This window comes from Trichococcus flocculiformis, assembly GCF_963662535.1.
GTDB classification, from domain to species: domain Bacteria; phylum Bacillota; class Bacilli; order Lactobacillales; family Aerococcaceae; genus Trichococcus; species Trichococcus flocculiformis.
This window is the reverse complement of sequence record NZ_OY759718.1, coordinates 268,940-285,624: the sequence shown is the minus strand read 5'-3', so window position 1 is coordinate 285,624 and position 16,685 is coordinate 268,940. Positions and strand designations below refer to the sequence as shown.

At 41.3% G+C, this 16,685-nt stretch carries 11 protein-coding genes; 8 read left to right on the top strand and 3 right to left on the bottom strand.

What is annotated here, in order from left to right; translation table 11 throughout:
- Positions 1–227 precede the first annotated feature (227 nt).
- The 6 genes from ACKPCD_RS01740 (at position 228) to ACKPCD_RS01715 (ending at position 9,702) form a co-directional block, all read left to right on the top strand.
- Positions 228–1,055: a helix-turn-helix domain-containing protein gene (locus ACKPCD_RS01740; RefSeq protein ID WP_321433813.1), complete on the top strand. Its 828-nt coding sequence runs from the start codon at positions 228–230 to the stop codon at positions 1,053–1,055.
- 80 nt (positions 1,056–1,135) lie between these two features.
- Positions 1,136–2,605, top strand: a complete 1,470-nt coding sequence (locus ACKPCD_RS01735; protein ID WP_321433812.1) for an MFS transporter — start codon at positions 1,136–1,138, stop codon at positions 2,603–2,605.
- A gap of 15 nt (positions 2,606–2,620) precedes the next feature.
- The gene (locus ACKPCD_RS01730) at positions 2,621–3,742 is read left to right on the top strand and encodes a glycoside hydrolase family 5 protein (protein ID WP_321433811.1); all 1,122 of its coding nucleotides are present in this window, start codon (positions 2,621–2,623) and stop codon (positions 3,740–3,742) included.
- A 17-nt stretch (positions 3,743–3,759) separates the two neighbouring features.
- Positions 3,760–6,147: a glycoside hydrolase family 3 protein gene (locus ACKPCD_RS01725; RefSeq protein WP_321433810.1), complete on the top strand. Its 2,388-nt coding sequence runs from the start codon at positions 3,760–3,762 to the stop codon at positions 6,145–6,147.
- An 18-nt stretch (positions 6,148–6,165) separates the two neighbouring features.
- Positions 6,166–8,706, top strand: coding sequence for a family 78 glycoside hydrolase catalytic domain (locus tag ACKPCD_RS01720; protein ID WP_321433809.1), 2,541 nt, complete (start codon positions 6,166–6,168; stop codon positions 8,704–8,706).
- Between the two features lie 12 nt (positions 8,707–8,718).
- Positions 8,719–9,702: an alpha/beta hydrolase gene (locus ACKPCD_RS01715; protein ID WP_321433808.1), complete on the top strand. Its 984-nt coding sequence runs from the start codon at positions 8,719–8,721 to the stop codon at positions 9,700–9,702.
- A 114-nt stretch (positions 9,703–9,816) separates the two neighbouring features.
- Here ACKPCD_RS01715 and glf read toward each other — a convergent pair whose 3' ends face one another.
- The 3 genes from glf to ACKPCD_RS01700 are packed head-to-tail and all read right to left on the bottom strand — an operon-like array spanning position 9,817 to position 12,984.
- Positions 9,817–10,932 (bottom strand): UDP-galactopyranose mutase, encoded by a 1,116-nt coding sequence (glf, locus tag ACKPCD_RS01710; RefSeq protein WP_321433807.1) that lies wholly within the window; start codon positions 10,930–10,932, stop codon positions 9,817–9,819.
- Positions 10,933–10,950: 18 nt separating this feature from the next.
- On the bottom strand, positions 10,951–12,276 hold the full coding sequence (locus ACKPCD_RS01705) for a GHKL domain-containing protein (protein WP_321433806.1): 1,326 nt from the start codon (positions 12,274–12,276) through the stop codon (positions 10,951–10,953).
- 9 nt (positions 12,277–12,285) lie between these two features.
- On the bottom strand, positions 12,286–12,984 hold the full coding sequence (locus ACKPCD_RS01700) for a LytR/AlgR family response regulator transcription factor (RefSeq protein ID WP_321433805.1): 699 nt from the start codon (positions 12,982–12,984) through the stop codon (positions 12,286–12,288).
- 245 nt (positions 12,985–13,229) lie between these two features.
- On the opposite strand from ACKPCD_RS01700, the gene ACKPCD_RS01695 reads away from it, so the two are divergent.
- Both ACKPCD_RS01695 and ACKPCD_RS01690 read left to right on the top strand, forming a co-directional pair.
- Positions 13,230–15,599, top strand: coding sequence for a glycoside hydrolase family 3 C-terminal domain-containing protein (locus ACKPCD_RS01695; protein WP_321434524.1), 2,370 nt, complete (start codon positions 13,230–13,232; stop codon positions 15,597–15,599).
- 51 nt (positions 15,600–15,650) lie between these two features.
- Positions 15,651–16,604: an ROK family glucokinase gene (locus tag ACKPCD_RS01690; RefSeq protein WP_321433804.1), complete on the top strand. Its 954-nt coding sequence runs from the start codon at positions 15,651–15,653 to the stop codon at positions 16,602–16,604.
- Positions 16,605–16,685 lie beyond the last annotated feature (81 nt).

Here is a 16,685-nt window from a genome sequence, read left to right as displayed (position 1 = left end):
AAGTCATGCAGACAAAATAAGATGAACCCGATAGGTTGTCGGGTTCATCTTATTTTTGTGTTCTCAATAATGAAATAGGTTTCATTTCTATGGGAGCTTGAGCGAATTTTCTGTCGTTTATGCCTGAAAAGAGTTGTTCATGATAGATGTGTTGTAAAAGAAAACGCTTTTTCCTATACTTCATTAAGAATTACCAGTCACATTCAGTAAGAGGGTGGAAACATAAAATGGAAAAAATAGAACAGTATGAAATCTCAAAAGTATTAGAAGGATTTAGCCGCATGACAGGTATTGGCGTTCACTTGATGAATTCAAAAAAAAACAGCGGCAAAAATGAAAGTAATATCGCCTGGGTAGATTATTGTAATGTTGAAATTTTCGCCGATAAATCTTATAGCATTAATTTTGTCAGTACGGACTATGGAGTAAACTATGGAATACTCAGCTGCTACAACAAACAGTGGATAGTAGGACCCGTAGTCATTCCAGAAAAAGATTTTGAAGGCGCTACACATACTACGTCCCAGGAAAGGATACTGTATGAGCAGCAAAAAGACCTGCCGGAAATGTCGCTAACCAATTTCGAATATCATTTACTGGTTTTGTTTTCTTCTTTAACAAAGATAGATATTAAAGATATTGACTTTGAGTATTCCATTCAAAGAGAACCCATCTCAACAAAGAGTCTATCAGAAAATGCTGTAGAAGGAAGATTGGATGCATGTTTGGAATATATAAAAAATAATATAGAGGAGTCGCTCAGTTTAAAATCGATTGCTGATTATTGTGGATACAATCCCACTTATTTAAGCAGAAAATTCAAAAAAGTTTATGGCATTAACTTAAATAAGTTCATTTTGGAAATGAGGTTAACTGTTGCTGCCAATTATTTAGAAAATTCCAATAAAACGCTATCTGAGATTTCGGAAGATTTGAACTTTTCTTCGCAGAGCCACTTCCAAAATACTTTCAAAATGGTATACCAAATTACTCCAATGGCTTATAGGAAAAGCAAAAAACAAGAAATCCTTAACGTTAACAAACTGGAAGTATGAGTTATCGCTTCAAATATCAAATGGTTAGATTGCTGACATAAATAATATAAATAAAGCGTAAAACGAAGGGAAGCCACACGATGAAAGAGAATCAATCAGGCATTAAGTCTGTCCTATTTAGAAGTTTTGTAAAATCAGACAATGTTGAAATGAAGGAGAAAATATTTGGTTACTTTATAGGGCCCAGCGGAGGGTTTCTGTTCAATGCGGTCTTAGTAGCCTATTTGAATATCTACTATACAGATGTCCTTGGGCTGACGAACGTTGCAGGCGGTATGTTTCTGTTTGCCTTTCCGCTGATATCCAAAATATTGGATGTCATCATAAATTTTGCATTTGGTATCTTGATTGATAAGACGAGGACAAGTCAGGGGAAAGCGAGGCCCTATTTGATCCTTTCAGGATTTCTTATGTCCATATCAGGTATTCTTGCTTTTGCTGTGCCGGAAAATAACGAGTTGTTGAAACTGATATGGGTAGTGGTCTCATTTAATTTATGTTTTGCTGTCTCATTCAGTATTTTTAATTTAAGCAATAGTTTGATGGTACCACTCTCCACTCGAAATCCATCAGAGCGAGGGCCCCTATCTGTATTGAACAATATGGCATCAATGGGTATGCAGGGGCTAGTGGTCGGGGCAATTTTTCCGACCTTCATAATGCCGATGATAGGCGTGGATAAAGGCGCTTGGATCACAACGATGGCAATTGTATCCTTTCTTGCTTTGCCACTGACCTTATTGCAGTTTTATTTCACAAAAGAACGTGTTACCGAAGAGAATATGAAATTAGGGATTGCAGAAAAGAAAGTATCAGTATCCATGCAGTTTAAGGAAGTTGTGAAGGACAAAATCTGGTGGTTAGTGATGGCCTATTTCTTTGTTTTCTTTGCCGGAGCACAGTTGAGAAATGCCAGCTTGCTCTATTTCAGCAATTATGTGGTCGGCTCTTATAATGACGGCATAACCCCAACTTTGATCAACATTCTTGGTGGAATACCGATGGCACTCGGGATGTTTATTGCTTGGCCGTTGGGGAAGAAAATAGGTAAACGCAATGCAATATTGATAGGCTTTGTTTTTTATGCGCTTGGGAGCGTGATTACACTTGCTTTTGCAGATGATATTACCGGAGTGCTGGTAGGGCAGTTTATCAAAAATTTTGGGAGTATTCCGTGTACTTATTTGCTCTCAGCTTTGTTGGCGGATGTTTTGGACCATATCGAATGGAAGAGCGGTTTTCGCTGTGACGGAATCACAATTTCAGTAACAAGCAGTATCATGACGGTCATGTCCGGCGTAGCTCTTGCCGTTTTCAACTTGCTGTTATCAAAAACTGGATACGTTAAACCCTATATGGATAACGGAGTCCTGATTGCGAACCAAACGGAGTCCGTAAAAAACGCCATCACCTTTTCATTCGTAGGCATAGAGATCATCACATCCATCATCATTATCGCTATTCTCCTGTTCCTGAATGTAGAAAAAGGACTTGAAGAGAAGCAAACGGAAATCCACGATCGTAAACAAGCTGAAATGATAAAAAAATAGAAATGAGCGATTGCGATGGAGCAAATTAAAGGGGTCAATATAGGTAACTGGTTAGTTCTTGAAAAATGGATGGCCCCGGATTTTTTTGAGTCAACCGGCGCGGAAGATGAAATTTGGTTAAATCGCAAGGCTAGTCACCAAGCTTTGCAGGATAAAATGCGCATACACAGAGATACCTATGTTACAGAGCAGGATTTTCAAAATCTGTCCGAACTGGGAATGAAACTTATCAGAATTCCGATTCCGTATTTTGTTTTTGGGGATACCTTTCCTTACATGGGTTGTATCGACTACTTGGATCGCGCTTTTGATTGGGCGGAAAAATATGATCAAAAAATCCTCATTGATCTGCACACTGTTCCGGGAAGCCAAAACGGTTATGACAACGGCGGTCTGACCGGAGTATGCAAATGGCATAAAAGCCAAGAACAAGTCAGCTTTGTGCTATCGGTTCTGGACAGGTTGGCAAAAAGATACGCCGTACGCGAAGGTCTGTATGGAATAGAGGTGTTGAATGAACCGATAAGTTGGTCGGTCTGGATGACATCTCCAAACAGAAAACAAGCAAAAGACCGAAGTGAAGCGGACGGCTCTACGCATGTTCCAATGGCTTTCCTGAAGCAGTTCTATAAAGATGCCTATAGAGTATTACGCGCATCTTTACCCGATGAGAAAGTGATTGTGTTTCATGATGGATTCAGACTGTCAAAATGGAAAGATTTTTTTGTGAAAGAACATATGGTGAATGTCATCTTAGACACGCACATTTATTTAATTGCCATGGATAATCTAATAAAAATATCATCCATGACATTGTATCAGGCCTACCTTTGGTGGTGTCAAAGACAGATAAAAAAAGCATCAAAATTTACGCCGGTGATTATTGGCGAATGGTGTGTTGCCAATAAACTCGCTATAAAAAAACAGAAAAAAGCAAAAAACGGACTGGAAATGCGCAACAAAATCAATAAAAAAGTAGCGGCGATGCAGCTTCAAACTTGGGAAACAGCAGCCGGTTGGTTCTATTGGAGTTACCAACTTCAGAAAGATATAGATCAACCGTTCATAAGAGAAGGTTTACGAGAATGGGATTTTCGAATCTGTAAAAAAGAGGGTTGGCTTGACCAATTACAGTGAGTAAGGAGATTAGCGACTTGAAATTGCACAAATATCTATTAAAAAAAACAGCTCCAATAATCAATGGTTTGATGCAGAGCTCTATACCGGAAATTGAAGATGGTAAAGGAACAACGGAAGCATTTCAAAATTTATGCAGAAAAGCAGCGGCAGAGAGTTGTGTCTTATTAAAAAATGAGGGTGTATTGCCCATAAAGGATAAGCGCGTCTCTGTATTTGGGAGAACGCAATGTGATTATTTTTATGTAGGGTATGGTAGTGGAGGAGACGTAAAAGCACCTTATCGCGTTAGTCTTATCGAGGGATTACACAACAGCGGCATGAATATCAATACAACTTTAGAGCATCACTATAGAAAATGGGTACACGATAATCCGATAGATCCCGGTTTTTGGGGATATTGGCCATCCAATAACGAAGAAATGCCCGTATCCAAAGATATGGTACGCGAAGCACGCAACAACTCCGACATCGCAATCGTTGTGATAGGACGAGCAGCGGGGGAAGATAAAGATAATCAATTAAAAAAAGGTCAGTGGTTTTTGGCAGATCAAGAAAAAGCATTACTCTCTGAAGTAACGGCTCATTTCGAGCAAGTATGCGTTGTCGTAAATAGTGGATCGCTCATGGATTTAAGTTGGATGGAAGAGTACCAAATAAATGCCGTACTGTATGCATGGATGGGTGGGCAAGAGAGCGGAAACGGTCTAGCGGATGTTCTGACCGGGAAAGTATCCCCTTGTGGGAAATTGCCGGATACCCTTGCAGCGTATGAAGATTACCCATCTTCTCAAAATTTTGGCGGAAGAAAATATGATAATTATGCCGAAGACATTTACATAGGGTACAGATATTTTGAAACATTTGCAAAAGAGAAGGTCGTGTTTCCTTTCGGATATGGCTTAAGCTACACAACGTTCTCGATTAATCAAGTTGCTGTCAACATCATGAACGAAATCGTTCATATCACGGCAACCGTAACGAACACAGGAGCAAATCCCGGAAAAGAAGTGGTCCAAGTCTACTTTGAAGCTCCCCAGGCGAAACTGGGGAAACCATCTCGTAGCTTGGCAGCCTATCAAAAGACAAAAACGCTTGAACCAGGCGAAAAAACGGTTGTCAATATAGCTTTCCCGATTGCAGAAATGGCATCGTTTGATGATAACGGAATAAGCGGTCATCCAAACGCTCTTGTGCTTGAGGAAGGTCAGTACGGACTATATCTGGGGACAGATGTACGTAATGCGAAAAAAATAAAAGAGCTTTCTCTGGAATTCCAACTGGTCAAACAATTCGAAGAAGCTTGTCCGGTGGAAATTCCTTTCAAAAGGATGGTTAACCGAAACGGCTTAGTTTATGAGAGCGTCCCTGTCAGATCTACAGATTTGAAGTCCAGAATTATAGAGAACTTGCCTGAGGAAATACCCCATACGGGAGATTGCGGAATCAAACTGGCTGACGTTAAAAACAAAAAGAATACCATGGAAGAATTTGTTGCACAGCTTACTGATAAGGAACTTGAAGCGTTGCTCCGCGGGGCTGATGAAGGGATGTATTCACCAAAAGGGGTGCCCGGTAATGCCGGTGTCCTCGGGGGAACTACCGAATCATTGATAAAAAAAGGAATTCCGACTGTAAGCACCAATGATGGCCCAAGCGGCTTACGGATTCAAGCCCACGCGACGCTTTTGCCGATCGGGATCGCATTGGCAAGCACATTTGATGATCATCTAGTTGAGCAACTTGCAACTGAATTAGGAAAGGAAATGCAGGATCGGCAATCTCAGGTTCTATTGGCTCCGGGAATGAATATACATCGAAATCCACTCTGCGGCAGAAATTTTGAGTATTATTCGGAGGATCCGCTCTTATCTGGTAAAATCGCTGCAGCTTATGTAAGAGGCGTACAATCTACCGGGGGAAGTGCAGTCATCAAACATTTTGCCTGCAATAATCAGGAGAAGTCTCGACATATTTATGATGCGCGAGTCAGTCCCCGTGCTTTGCGCGAAATATACTTAAAAGGTTTTGAAATATGCATTCATGACTCGAAACCAGATTGGGTAATGACATCTTACAACAAGGTCAATGGAACCAGTACCTATTATAATTATGATCTTGTTTCTCAAATTTTGAGAAAAGATTGGGGATTCAAAGGGTGTGTGATGACGGATTGGTGGATGAGAACAGATCGATCGCCCGACTTTGAAAATGTTCGTCTTCAAGCCTATCGGATTCGGGCGCAGGTGGATGTATTTATGCCAGGAAGCGCCAATATGGGTTTCTATAAAGGGAAATCCGATGGGAGTCTGTTAAAATCGTTGTCCAAGCCAGCGGGCATTACCTTGGCGGAAGTCCAAAGAAGCGCAGTGAATATATTAAACTACTGTATCAAGTACACTTGATAGGAGAATCTACAGGATATGTTGAGAATAAATAATATAACGACAGAAAATTTGGGCGAAGGCTGTATCACCGATAATCCCCGGCCGCGCTTTTCCTTTAAATTGAATAGCGATAAGGCCGAAACTACCCTAAAATCCGCTAGTGTTTCAGTAAATGAATGGACAACCGAAACAACGCAACAGATTTCCGTTCGTTACGCAGGAGAAGACTTGGAACCATTCACTGCGTATACAGTCAAAGTAGAAGCCTTCGATAATCATGGAGAAAAGGCGCATGCGGAGACTACTTTTCAGACGGGGAAGCTGGGGCAGGAATGGAAAGCAAAATGGATTTCGGACCCTACTTATACATTTAAAGAGAAAAAAAACTCACCAAGACCTTTGACTTTCAGAAAAAAAATAACGGTTGAAAAGGAAGTCCGCAAAGCCTGGATCGCTTCAACGGCTGTGGGCATATATGATTTATACTGGAACGATAAAAAAATAGGGGCAGACTATTTTATGCCTGGCTTTACAGATTATAAGCATCAGCTCCAGTATCAAGTCTACGATGTGACGGATCAACTCGCGGATTCCGGTTGTCTGGAAGCGGTTGTAGCCGGAGGGTGGGCTGTAGGAGCCTTTACGTACAAAAGAAAAAACCGGATTTATGCAGACAAACAGGCATTTTTGGCTGAAGTCCATATAGTTTATGAAGATGGCAGCACGGATGTGATCGGAACGGATGAAACCTGGGACGTGACGACTGACGGAAGATACCGTATGGCTGAATTCTATAATGGAGAGGTCTATGACGCGTCACTGGACCGCAGTACTATGAACTGGAAAAAAGCCAGTCTTGAAGATAGTGGATTACGTCCGAGATTACTTGCTCATTATGGGGCACCCGTTCGGGCAAACGAAAGGCTGTCGCCCATTTCCTGTACTCTTACACCGAGTGGATCACTACTTTATGATTTCGGCCAGAATTTTGCGGGAGTTGTCGATGCAGTGATAAAAGGAACAAAAGGCCAAGTCATAACTTTCCGACATGCGGAGATATTGCAAGAGGGAGAATTGTACACAAGTTTACTTCGTTCTGCCAAGGCGGAAGCGGTATATACTTGTTCTGAAGGGGAACAAACCTATTCTCCTCGCATGACTTACATGGGTTTTCGTTATGTCGAAGTCATCGGCATCGAAGTGAGCGATATTCAATTGACAGCGTTGGTGCTCCACTCGGATATGGAGAAAAATGGAGATTTCCAATGTTCAGATCCGCGCCTGAATCAACTCCAAAGCAATATCGTTTGGGGAGCCAAATCAAACTTTATGGACATCCCTACCGATTGCCCTCAGCGCGATGAACGCATGGGCTGGACGGGTGATATCGCTGTATTCAGTAATACTGCTTGCTACAATTTCAATATGAGCTGCTTTCTGGACAAATGGCTGATGGACGTTAAATCCGAACAAAGGCGAGGAGGTGCAATACCGGAAACGATACCGCATATACCAATGTTCGGGAAACTGGAAAGCATGTTCCCAGTGGCAATCGCTTATTGGGGTGATAGCTGCATCCTGGTTCCTTGGGCAGAATACATGGCCCGTGGCGATATCGAGGTATTACGCAACATGTATCCTGTCATGAAGAAATATTTGAAGGCCTGCAAATTTTGGGCGGAATTTTTATCGGTAGGCAAGCAACGTCGAATCTGGAAGGTCTCTTTTCACTATGGGGACTGGTGCGCGCCTGAGGGAGAATACAAAGATTGGATCAAACGTGGCAAATGGACGGCAACGGCTTGTCTGATGAATTCCAGTAAGATCGTTTCCCAAGTTGCGGAAATTTTAAACCTAGAGGATGAACGTGACTATTATCAAAAATTGAGTGAGGAAACGGCGACCGCCTATTTGGATGTGTTTACGGACAGAATGGGCAAATTGCATGAAGAGTTTCAGACAGCCTATGTGCTTCCTATCTATTACGACATCTTTCAAGGCAACGAAAAAAAAGCGGCCGTGGACAATCTTGTGAAATTGGTCCGGGAAAATAATTACAGTATTGGGACGGGTTTCCCTGGCACGCCCTATATTTTATTTACTTTGGCGGATAATGGATATGCAGAAGACGCGTATAAAATGTTGTTGAACGAAGCTTGCCCTTCTTGGCTCTATGAAGTAAAAGCAGGTGCAACAACCATCTGGGAACGCTGGGATGGTATTGAGGAAGATGGCCGTGCAAAAGAAGGCGACATGATTTCTTTCAATCATTATGCCAGCGGAGCTGTCGGAGACTTTTTGTACAGACGAGTGGTCGGTATTGAGCCTTTAGAGGCCGGGTATAAAAGATTCCAAGTCAAGCCGCTTATAGGTGGGGAACTATTTTGGGCTAGCGGAGAAGTGGACACTCCTTATGGGTTGATTTTTGTCAATTGGGAACTGGAGGACCAGAAGTTCAGAATTGATTTGATTGTACCAGTAGGAACAACTTGCGAATTGGCTCTTCCCGATCATAGTCTCAAGACAATCGGAAGCGGTCGTTACTCATTTCAAGTTGAAATAAGCGACAATGATTGAGGGGGGACTGTGGTGAAAAAAATAACTGGAAATACTCAAATTAAAGCTATAGTGAATGATCCGTTGCTGAAAATGTATCACCCGGCCATATTCCCTATGCCGATAACCAAAGTGAGGCTTTTTGGCCTACTCAAATTTCAGACGTTTTGCAGATTATTCCATTATCAAGGATTGGATGCAATCGTTGACGGCTTGAATAGGCTGAATGAAGTGGCTAACCTCGAGAACCAAATGTATTCAATCTACTCAGATGAGGAAAAAAGTGAGGATGATTCAAAAAAAGAAGTAGCCTTGATACATTTCCCTTCGAAAAAAGAGGAAAAAAAGCCGTTTGTTCTATTGTGCGCTGGAGGTGGGTATCAGTGCGTCTGTTCGGTTGCAGAAGCATTTCCGGTGGCAGAACGCTTAAATGAGTTGGGATATCCTGTTTTTGTACTGCACTATCGTACAAAGAAAAATGCTCACTTCCCTAATCCGATCGATGATATTGCAAATGCTGTCAGATGGATTATAGAACGAAAAGAACAATTCAATATTGAAGTTACAGGGTATTCAGTGGGAGGATTCTCAGCTGGCGGTCATATGGTTGCCTGCTTTGGGGCATCCACGCTAGGGTATGCAAGCTATGGGTTACCCAAGCCCGCTACTTTGTTCCTATCCTATCCAGTGATTACTATGGGGGAATATTCCCATAAAGAAACAAGAAACAGTTTTTTGGGGGAAAAGAAGAAAGACAAGGCCATTCAGGATAAGTATTCCGCTGAGAAGCAAGTTGATCGGAATTATCCCCCAGTCTACATATGGACTTTTGCAAATGATGATTGCGTCAGCAGTAAAAACAGTGTATTCCTTGTGGATGCATTGGATCAGAATGCTATCCCCTATTCGTACCATACTGTAGAAGGAACCGCTCACGGGGTAGGATTAGGTGAAGGGACGAACGCCGAAGTTTGGCTGGATGAAGCTGTTGATTTTTGGGAAAGGTTTCTTGCATAGCCCTTAGATACTACAAAAACCTCTTATACAATAGTGAAGCATACCGAAAGGCTGCTGCTATTGTATAAGAGGTCTTTTTGAATGCCGGAGTATATTTTTCTGGGGTGTGATCAGTTAATTGTCTGCAATCACTTTTTTGAAAGTTTGGAGAGCGACTTTGATTATTTGATGCATGTCAAAATACTGGTAAAGTCCCAATCTTCCTCCGAAAACTGTTTTTTGTTCTGATTGGGCCTTTTGATAATATTTCCTGTACAGTTCCGAATTTTTTTTATCGTTGATGGGATAGTAGGGCTCTTTTTCCGGAGTCCATTCAACGGGGTATTCATAAGTTATAACGGTCTTTTCCTGGTTGCCGGATTCAAAGTGCTTATGTTCGATAATCCTCGTGTAAGGCGTTTCGCTATCCGTATAGTTAAAAACAGCATTGCCTTGATAATTTTCAATATCCAATACTTTTGTATCGAAGTGCAAGGAACGATATTCTAGATGTCCGTACTCATAATTGAAATATTGATCAATCATTCCTGTGTAGATGACTTTTTTTGCCTCACTATTCAATTGTTCTTTCTGGCTGAAGTAGTCGGTTCCGAGCTGAATTTCAATATTAGGGTGATCAAGCATTTTTTCAATGATTTTTGTATAGCCGCCTATGGGAATGCCTTGATATTTGTCATTGAAATAATTGTTATCATAAGTGAACCTGACTGGCAGCCTGTTTATGATGAAAGCAGGCAATTCGTTGCAAGGGCGTCCCCATTGCTTTTCAGTGTAACCTTTGATCAATTTTTCATATATATCTTTTCCTACCAAAGAGATTGCCTGTTCCTCCAGATTACTAGGTTCACTGCTTCCGAATTCAGCTTGTTGCGTTTGAATTATTGTCTTTGCCTCATCTGGAGTCGTTACGTTCCATAGTTGATGAAAAGTGTTCATATTAAAAGGCAGATTATAAAGTTGGCCTTTGTAGTTCGCCATCGGAGAGTTGGTGAATCTGTTGAATTCGGCAAATTGCTGAATGTAATCCCATACTTTTTTGTCATTGGTGTGAAAGATATGTGCGCCGTACTTATGGACGTTTATCCCTTCCATTTCCTCAGTATAGATATTTCCGCCTACATGACTTCTGATATCTATTATTTTTACTTTTTTTCCTGCCAATGCTGCTTCTCTTGCGAATACCGAGCCATAAAGACCGGCTCCTACAATCAAATAATCAAACATGCTCACACCTCTTTATCCAAATAATTAGACTTGCTGAATACCGTTTTCTGTCACTGGAATGATTACTTTCAACGAAAACCAGTTTTCGTCCATCGTGATGGTCATAGTGCCCTGATACTTTTCGGTAATCAAAGCGATACTCTTCAACCCATATCCATGTAAATCTTTCCGTGCTTTTGTGGTTATCGGGAGATCGTTTTCAAACGCTAGCTTTTCAAAGGAAATATTGCGTAAGGATATGACTAGGAACAGCGCTTTTTTGGCAACCCGCAGTTCTATCAGTCTTTTTTCCTTGTCCGGAATCTTTTTGGCGGCTTCGATGGCATTGTCCAACGCATTCCCAAATAAACTGCAAATATCCATCGCATCCATGTTGTCCAGCTGCTTTCCATCCGCAAAACAAGTGAAAGTGATGCCGTTTTCGATACAGATCGCATTTTTGGAAGTGAGGATAGTATCCAAAATTGCATTTCCGGTACTGATGGTGGCGCTGTAAGTGTTGATGGCATGTGTCATTTCTTCCACGTGCTGCTCTCTTTTTCTGGAGTCTGGTTCTGAACGGATCATTTCCAGTTGATGTTTCAGATCGTGAAATTGACGTTGGATGATTTCGCTGCTTTCTTTGTAAGCATTGTATTGTTCATACTGAGATTGGAGCGTATTGTTGATGACTGACAGTTCCTCATGCAAGTAGGATTCATACTTTTGATATTCCTGTATGAATAAAATACAGATGCCACAAAGGTTGATGAGCGTCCGGAAAATAAAGATCGCCATAGTGTCCCCGAGAGGATAGGAAGTATTGGTCAGTATAAAACCGATGTTGCTGACAGTAAAGATGATCACAGCAGTCAAAACTGCCAAGATAACGTTACGTTTGGTAAATTGCCGGGCCATGTTCTTATGTGTCAATCTGCCATCGATAAAAAAGAAGACCGAGAACAGAAGCGCATAACATGTCAGCATAAATAGCGAAGATACAAAAGTATTGTTGCCGTATTCCTCCAGTATCAGTGTGTAATAGAATTGCCACGTCAAAGAGGCAATAAATTCAGCCAGAATAAAAGCTTTGCATCCGAAATAGAGGACATCATATTTTCTGAGATTTCCAGTGGTATAAATAACGAACAACATCCAAGTTACATTGATTATCATTCCAGGAATCCAGAATAGCAAAGGCCACGTGCCTACAAGCACTTGCAGCAATATTTGGACAAGTCCCCCTGAGGCTAATTTGAAAATCCAGTAATCTTTTTTTGAGAAGGGCAGGATGATTACTACACAAGCTAGCCATTCGGCAAGAGCTGTGTACACCCTGGGTATGTTGGGCAATACTTCATTCAATATCATTCATCCCTCCTAATCACCTAGATAATTCGTCAGGACGGATAAAAATTCCTTTTTCCTGGGCCGACTTATCGTAAGCTTTTCATTTCCTATCAGAACATGATTATTCTCAATGCCTTTGACCAGTTTTAAATTTACTAGGTAGCCATTGTTGCATCTGAAGAAATCGAACGGCAGAAGTTTTTCCTCCAGATTTTTCATCGTATCCCAAATCGATAGTGTTTCATCCGATAAATATAAATGGATATAGTGCCCTTGACTTTCTGCATACAGCAATTCATCCAGATTAATTTTTCTGAATCCCTGTGACGCTTTAAATGACATACTACGATTGGATTTAGTGTCAAAAGATTTTTTGACTTTTTTGAAATGTTCAGAAAAACTAAAGTAATGCAAAGGCTTGAGCAGGAAATCGGCGGCATCGACGGAGTATCCTTCCACCGCAAATTGAACATGATTTGTGATGAAAACAATGATGACTTCAGTATCGATCTGTCGTATTTTTTTGGCAGCAGTCATGCCATCCATATGCGCCATTTCTATATCAAAATAAATGACATCAAAACCTGAATCATAGTTATCTACAATTTGTATGCCATCCGAAAAGTGGTCGATCTGGATAGTTACCTGATTCTCAGTTGCACATTTGGTTATGTATTTACTTAATTTTTCTTGTTGTTGTACATCATCTTCCACAATTGCAATCCGCATAAAATCACCCCTAACATCCATAAGATACAAGACAAAAACAATAAATACAATCCTTTCTTACTTTTTTTCATGTATTCATGAATGGGGATGACAGAATATGAAATATAAACAACAGATTATGAAAGAAGTGTTTGTTTGCGCTTTCTTTGTTGATAAGCTTTTCACATAAATACAAGAATAAGAAGGTGACGAGGTTGATAGACAAAATTGTGGATTCATTATCCTTAGAAGAAAAAGCATTATTGATGTCCGGCAAAACGGTTTGGGAAACTTTTGATATTGAGAGCAAGGGAATCCCTTCCATTTTCTTATCTGACGGACCGCATGGATTGCGGAAACAAGAAGGTGCTTCAGATCATCTGGGACTAAACAAGAGTGTTCCTGCTACTTGTTTTCCGACCGCTGCTACGATTGCCAACAGCTGGGATACAACAGTTGCTGAAGAAGTTGGCAAATGTTTAGGCAATGAAGCCAAAAACAACGATGTCCAGGTGCTTCTGGGACCAGGGTTGAACATAAAGAGAAACCCTTTATGCGGCAGGAATTTCGAATATTTCAGTGAAGATCCCTATTTATCCGGAAAGATGGCTGCTGCGATGATCCGCGGCATTCAAAAAAATGGAACCGTAGCTTGTCCAAAGCACTTTGCGGTCAATAATCAGGAATTAAGAAGGATGGCATCCGATTCAATCGTGGATGAACAAACATTGCGGGAAATCTATTTGACAGGATTTGAGATCGCTGTCAAAGAAGGCCATCCTCGTTCGATTATGTCTGCCTATAACAAAGTCAATGGGATTTATGCCAATGAGAACGAATGGCTGCTCAGAACGGTCTTAAGGGATGAATGGGGATTCGACGGTTTTGTAGTGTCGGACTGGGGCGGCAGCAATGATCACGTTGAAGGGGTCCGACACGGTTCACACCTGGAAATGCCAAGCACGGGCTATAACGGTCCTATGGAAATCGTTCAAGCGGTTGAAAACAAGCAACTGTCCATGGCGGCTTTGGATGAGCGTGTCAAAGAAATTCTGACTGTCATAATGAATATTCCAAGACGAAGCGATCAGGATACCATCGACTATGAAAAGCACCATACAATTGCGAAAGAAGCTGCAATGAGAAGCATTGTGTTACTAAAAAATGAGGATCAGCTTTTACCGCTCAATCAAACAGCAAAAGTTGGCATAATTGGGGATTTTGCCAGTGAGCCAAGATATCAGGGGGCGGGATCTTCTGTCGTTAACGCGAAGAACCTGGAAAATACAGTTGATATTATGGGGAATTATCCACTCAATATCATCGGATTCGAAAAAGGCTTTGACAGAAACGGAAAAGAAAGTGCTCCATTAATCTCTGAAGCGGTCGATTTAGCGAAGAAAGCGGATGTTATACTGCTTTATGTGGGTCTGGACGAACTTGCTGAAAGTGAAGGTAAGGACAGAGACTCCATTTCCCTGAGCAATAACCAACTTCAACTGATTGATGCATTAGCTAAGCTGGACACAAAAATTGTGGCTGTCGTATCGGCAGGTTCGGTAGTTGATCTGTCGTGGGAAGATAAAGTGGATGCCATCCTGCATGGCTATCTTTCGGGAGAAGCTGGTGCAGGAGCCATGTTGGATGTCATTACCGGCGTCTATTCACCGAGCGGTAAACTGAATGAAACCTACCCCTTGGATTACTCGGATATTCCATTTGGAGAAGAATTCCCTTCAAAATCTGCACAAGTTCTTTATAAGGAAGGGCTCTTCGTAGGCTATCGATTCTATGATAAAGCCCGCAAGGAAGTTCGCTATCCTTTTGGCCACGGGTTAAGTTATTCAAAATTTGAATACAGCGATTTAACCATCGAAGAAGATAGTGTATCATTCAAGATCAAAAATATTGGAAATTGTTTTGCTGAGGAAGTCCCCCAACTTTATATCAGTAACCCATCAGAAAAAGTTTTACGACCTGTAAACGAATTGAAAGGGTTCACAAAAATAGGAATTCAAGTTAATGAGACTAAATCTATATCTATCCCTTTCGATGAGTTCAGTTTCAGATTCTATAATAGTAAAACTCAAAAATGGGAAATCGAAACCCAAACCTACAAATTGCGGATTGGCTCCAGTTCAAGAGATATCAGATTAGAAGGTCAATTACTCGTAAAGGGAAATTCAACGGAGCAACCTTACAATCCAGAAAAACTTCAGAGCTACTTCAAAGGTGAAATAAGCAAGGTGGATCAAGAAGAGTTCGAAGCACTGTTAGGGCACAAAATTCAAGATAAGCCTGATGAATCGGCTACAATCCTAGAGTTAAACAGTACTATCTCAGACATGGGAACAGCAAAAGGGTTGCTGGCAAGATTTGTACAGGGCCGTATTTCAAAAATGATTGCAAAAGCTGAAAAATCAGGGGAAACAAATTTAAATCTTCTTTTCATATACAATATGCCTCTCAGAGCAATCGCTAAAATGACCAATGGCATAGTGACCATGGAAATGCTGGATGGCATTCTGCTGATGGTCAACGGAAAGTTTTTCAAAGGGACAGGAAGACTTATCGGTCAAAGCTTTTCGCGCATTTCGAACACAAGGAATTTCAAGAAGAGATTAGAGCGAGGCTAAATTAACAATATCTAGTGATGATGTGTCTCGGGTATTGAAAGGAAGATTTTTTTGGAGAAGAAAATAATTGGCATCGATCTAGGTGGGACTACGACAAAATTTGCGATTTTGACTAGTGATGGAGAAATACAACAAAAATGGAGTATCGATACGAATGTTTTAAATGAAGGCTCGCGCATTGTTCCTGAAATTATTGAGTCTGTGAACCATCGATTGGGCTTATATGATATGGATTCTTCCGATTTTATCGGAATTGGGTTGGGGGTTCCCGGGAAAGTCGATAGGGAAGCAGGGACGATCGTGGGTGCCTACAATCTCAATTGGAGAACCGTACAACCAGTCAAGGAACAAATCGAGCGGGAAACAAAAATTCAGGTGGCAATTGATAATGATGCCAACGTTGCTGCTCTGGGGGAGCAATGGAAAGGTGCCGGAGATAATGATCCCAATGTCGTTTTTGTGACATTAGGCACGGGTGTTGGCGGTGGAATTATCTCGGAAGGGAAATTATTGCACGGAACTGCTGGATGTGCAGGCGAAATAGGGCATGTCATAGTCGATCCGGATGGATTTGAATGTACTTGCGGAAGAAAAGGATGTTTAGAAACGGTATCCAGTGCCACGGGAGTAGTCCGATTAGCACGCCATCTCTCGGAGAAATTTGCTGGGTCGTCTGAATTGAAAGTGCAGTTAGATAATGGAGAAGAGGTTACCTGTAAAGGCATCTCTGAAGCTGCCCAGAATGAAGACAAATTTGCAGTGATGGTAGTCGATCGCGTCTGCTTTTATTTAGGGCTTGCTTGCGGAAATATTGCTAATACGCTGAATCCTTCCAGCATTGTTATCGGCGGTGGCGTTTCTGCCTCGGGACAGTTTTTAAGAAGTCGTGTTGAGACATATTTCAACACATTTGCTTTTCCGGAAGTGGCGCAATCTACCAAAATAAAATTAGCGGTACTTGGTAATGATGCAGGTGTTATTGGAGCAGGTTCGCTAGTCCTGTAAGTTTAGTAGGATAACTAAAAATAGTTCATACCTCTACCAGAAGAGAAGGAGATCTGACAATCCGAAAAGATGCGGCAACAA

Excerpts from the sequence above, each read along its gene's own strand:
- ACKPCD_RS01740 (WP_321433813.1), top strand. The coding sequence starts at position 228 with ATGGAAAAAATAGAACAGTATGAAATCTCAAAAGTATTAGAAGGATTT.
- ACKPCD_RS01735 (WP_321433812.1), top strand. The coding sequence starts at position 1,136 with ATGAAAGAGAATCAATCAGGCATTAAGTCTGTCCTATTTAGAAGTTTT.
- ACKPCD_RS01730 (WP_321433811.1), top strand. The coding sequence starts at position 2,621 with ATGGAGCAAATTAAAGGGGTCAATATAGGTAACTGGTTAGTTCTTGAA.
- ACKPCD_RS01720 (WP_321433809.1), top strand. The coding sequence starts at position 6,166 with ATGTTGAGAATAAATAATATAACGACAGAAAATTTGGGCGAAGGCTGT.
- ACKPCD_RS01705 (WP_321433806.1), bottom strand. The coding sequence starts at position 12,276 with ATGATATTGAATGAAGTATTGCCCAACATACCCAGGGTGTACACAGCT.
- ACKPCD_RS01700 (WP_321433805.1), bottom strand. The coding sequence starts at position 12,984 with ATGCGGATTGCAATTGTGGAAGATGATGTACAACAACAAGAAAAATTA.
- ACKPCD_RS01695 (WP_321434524.1), top strand. The coding sequence starts at position 13,230 with ATGTCCGGCAAAACGGTTTGGGAAACTTTTGATATTGAGAGCAAGGGA.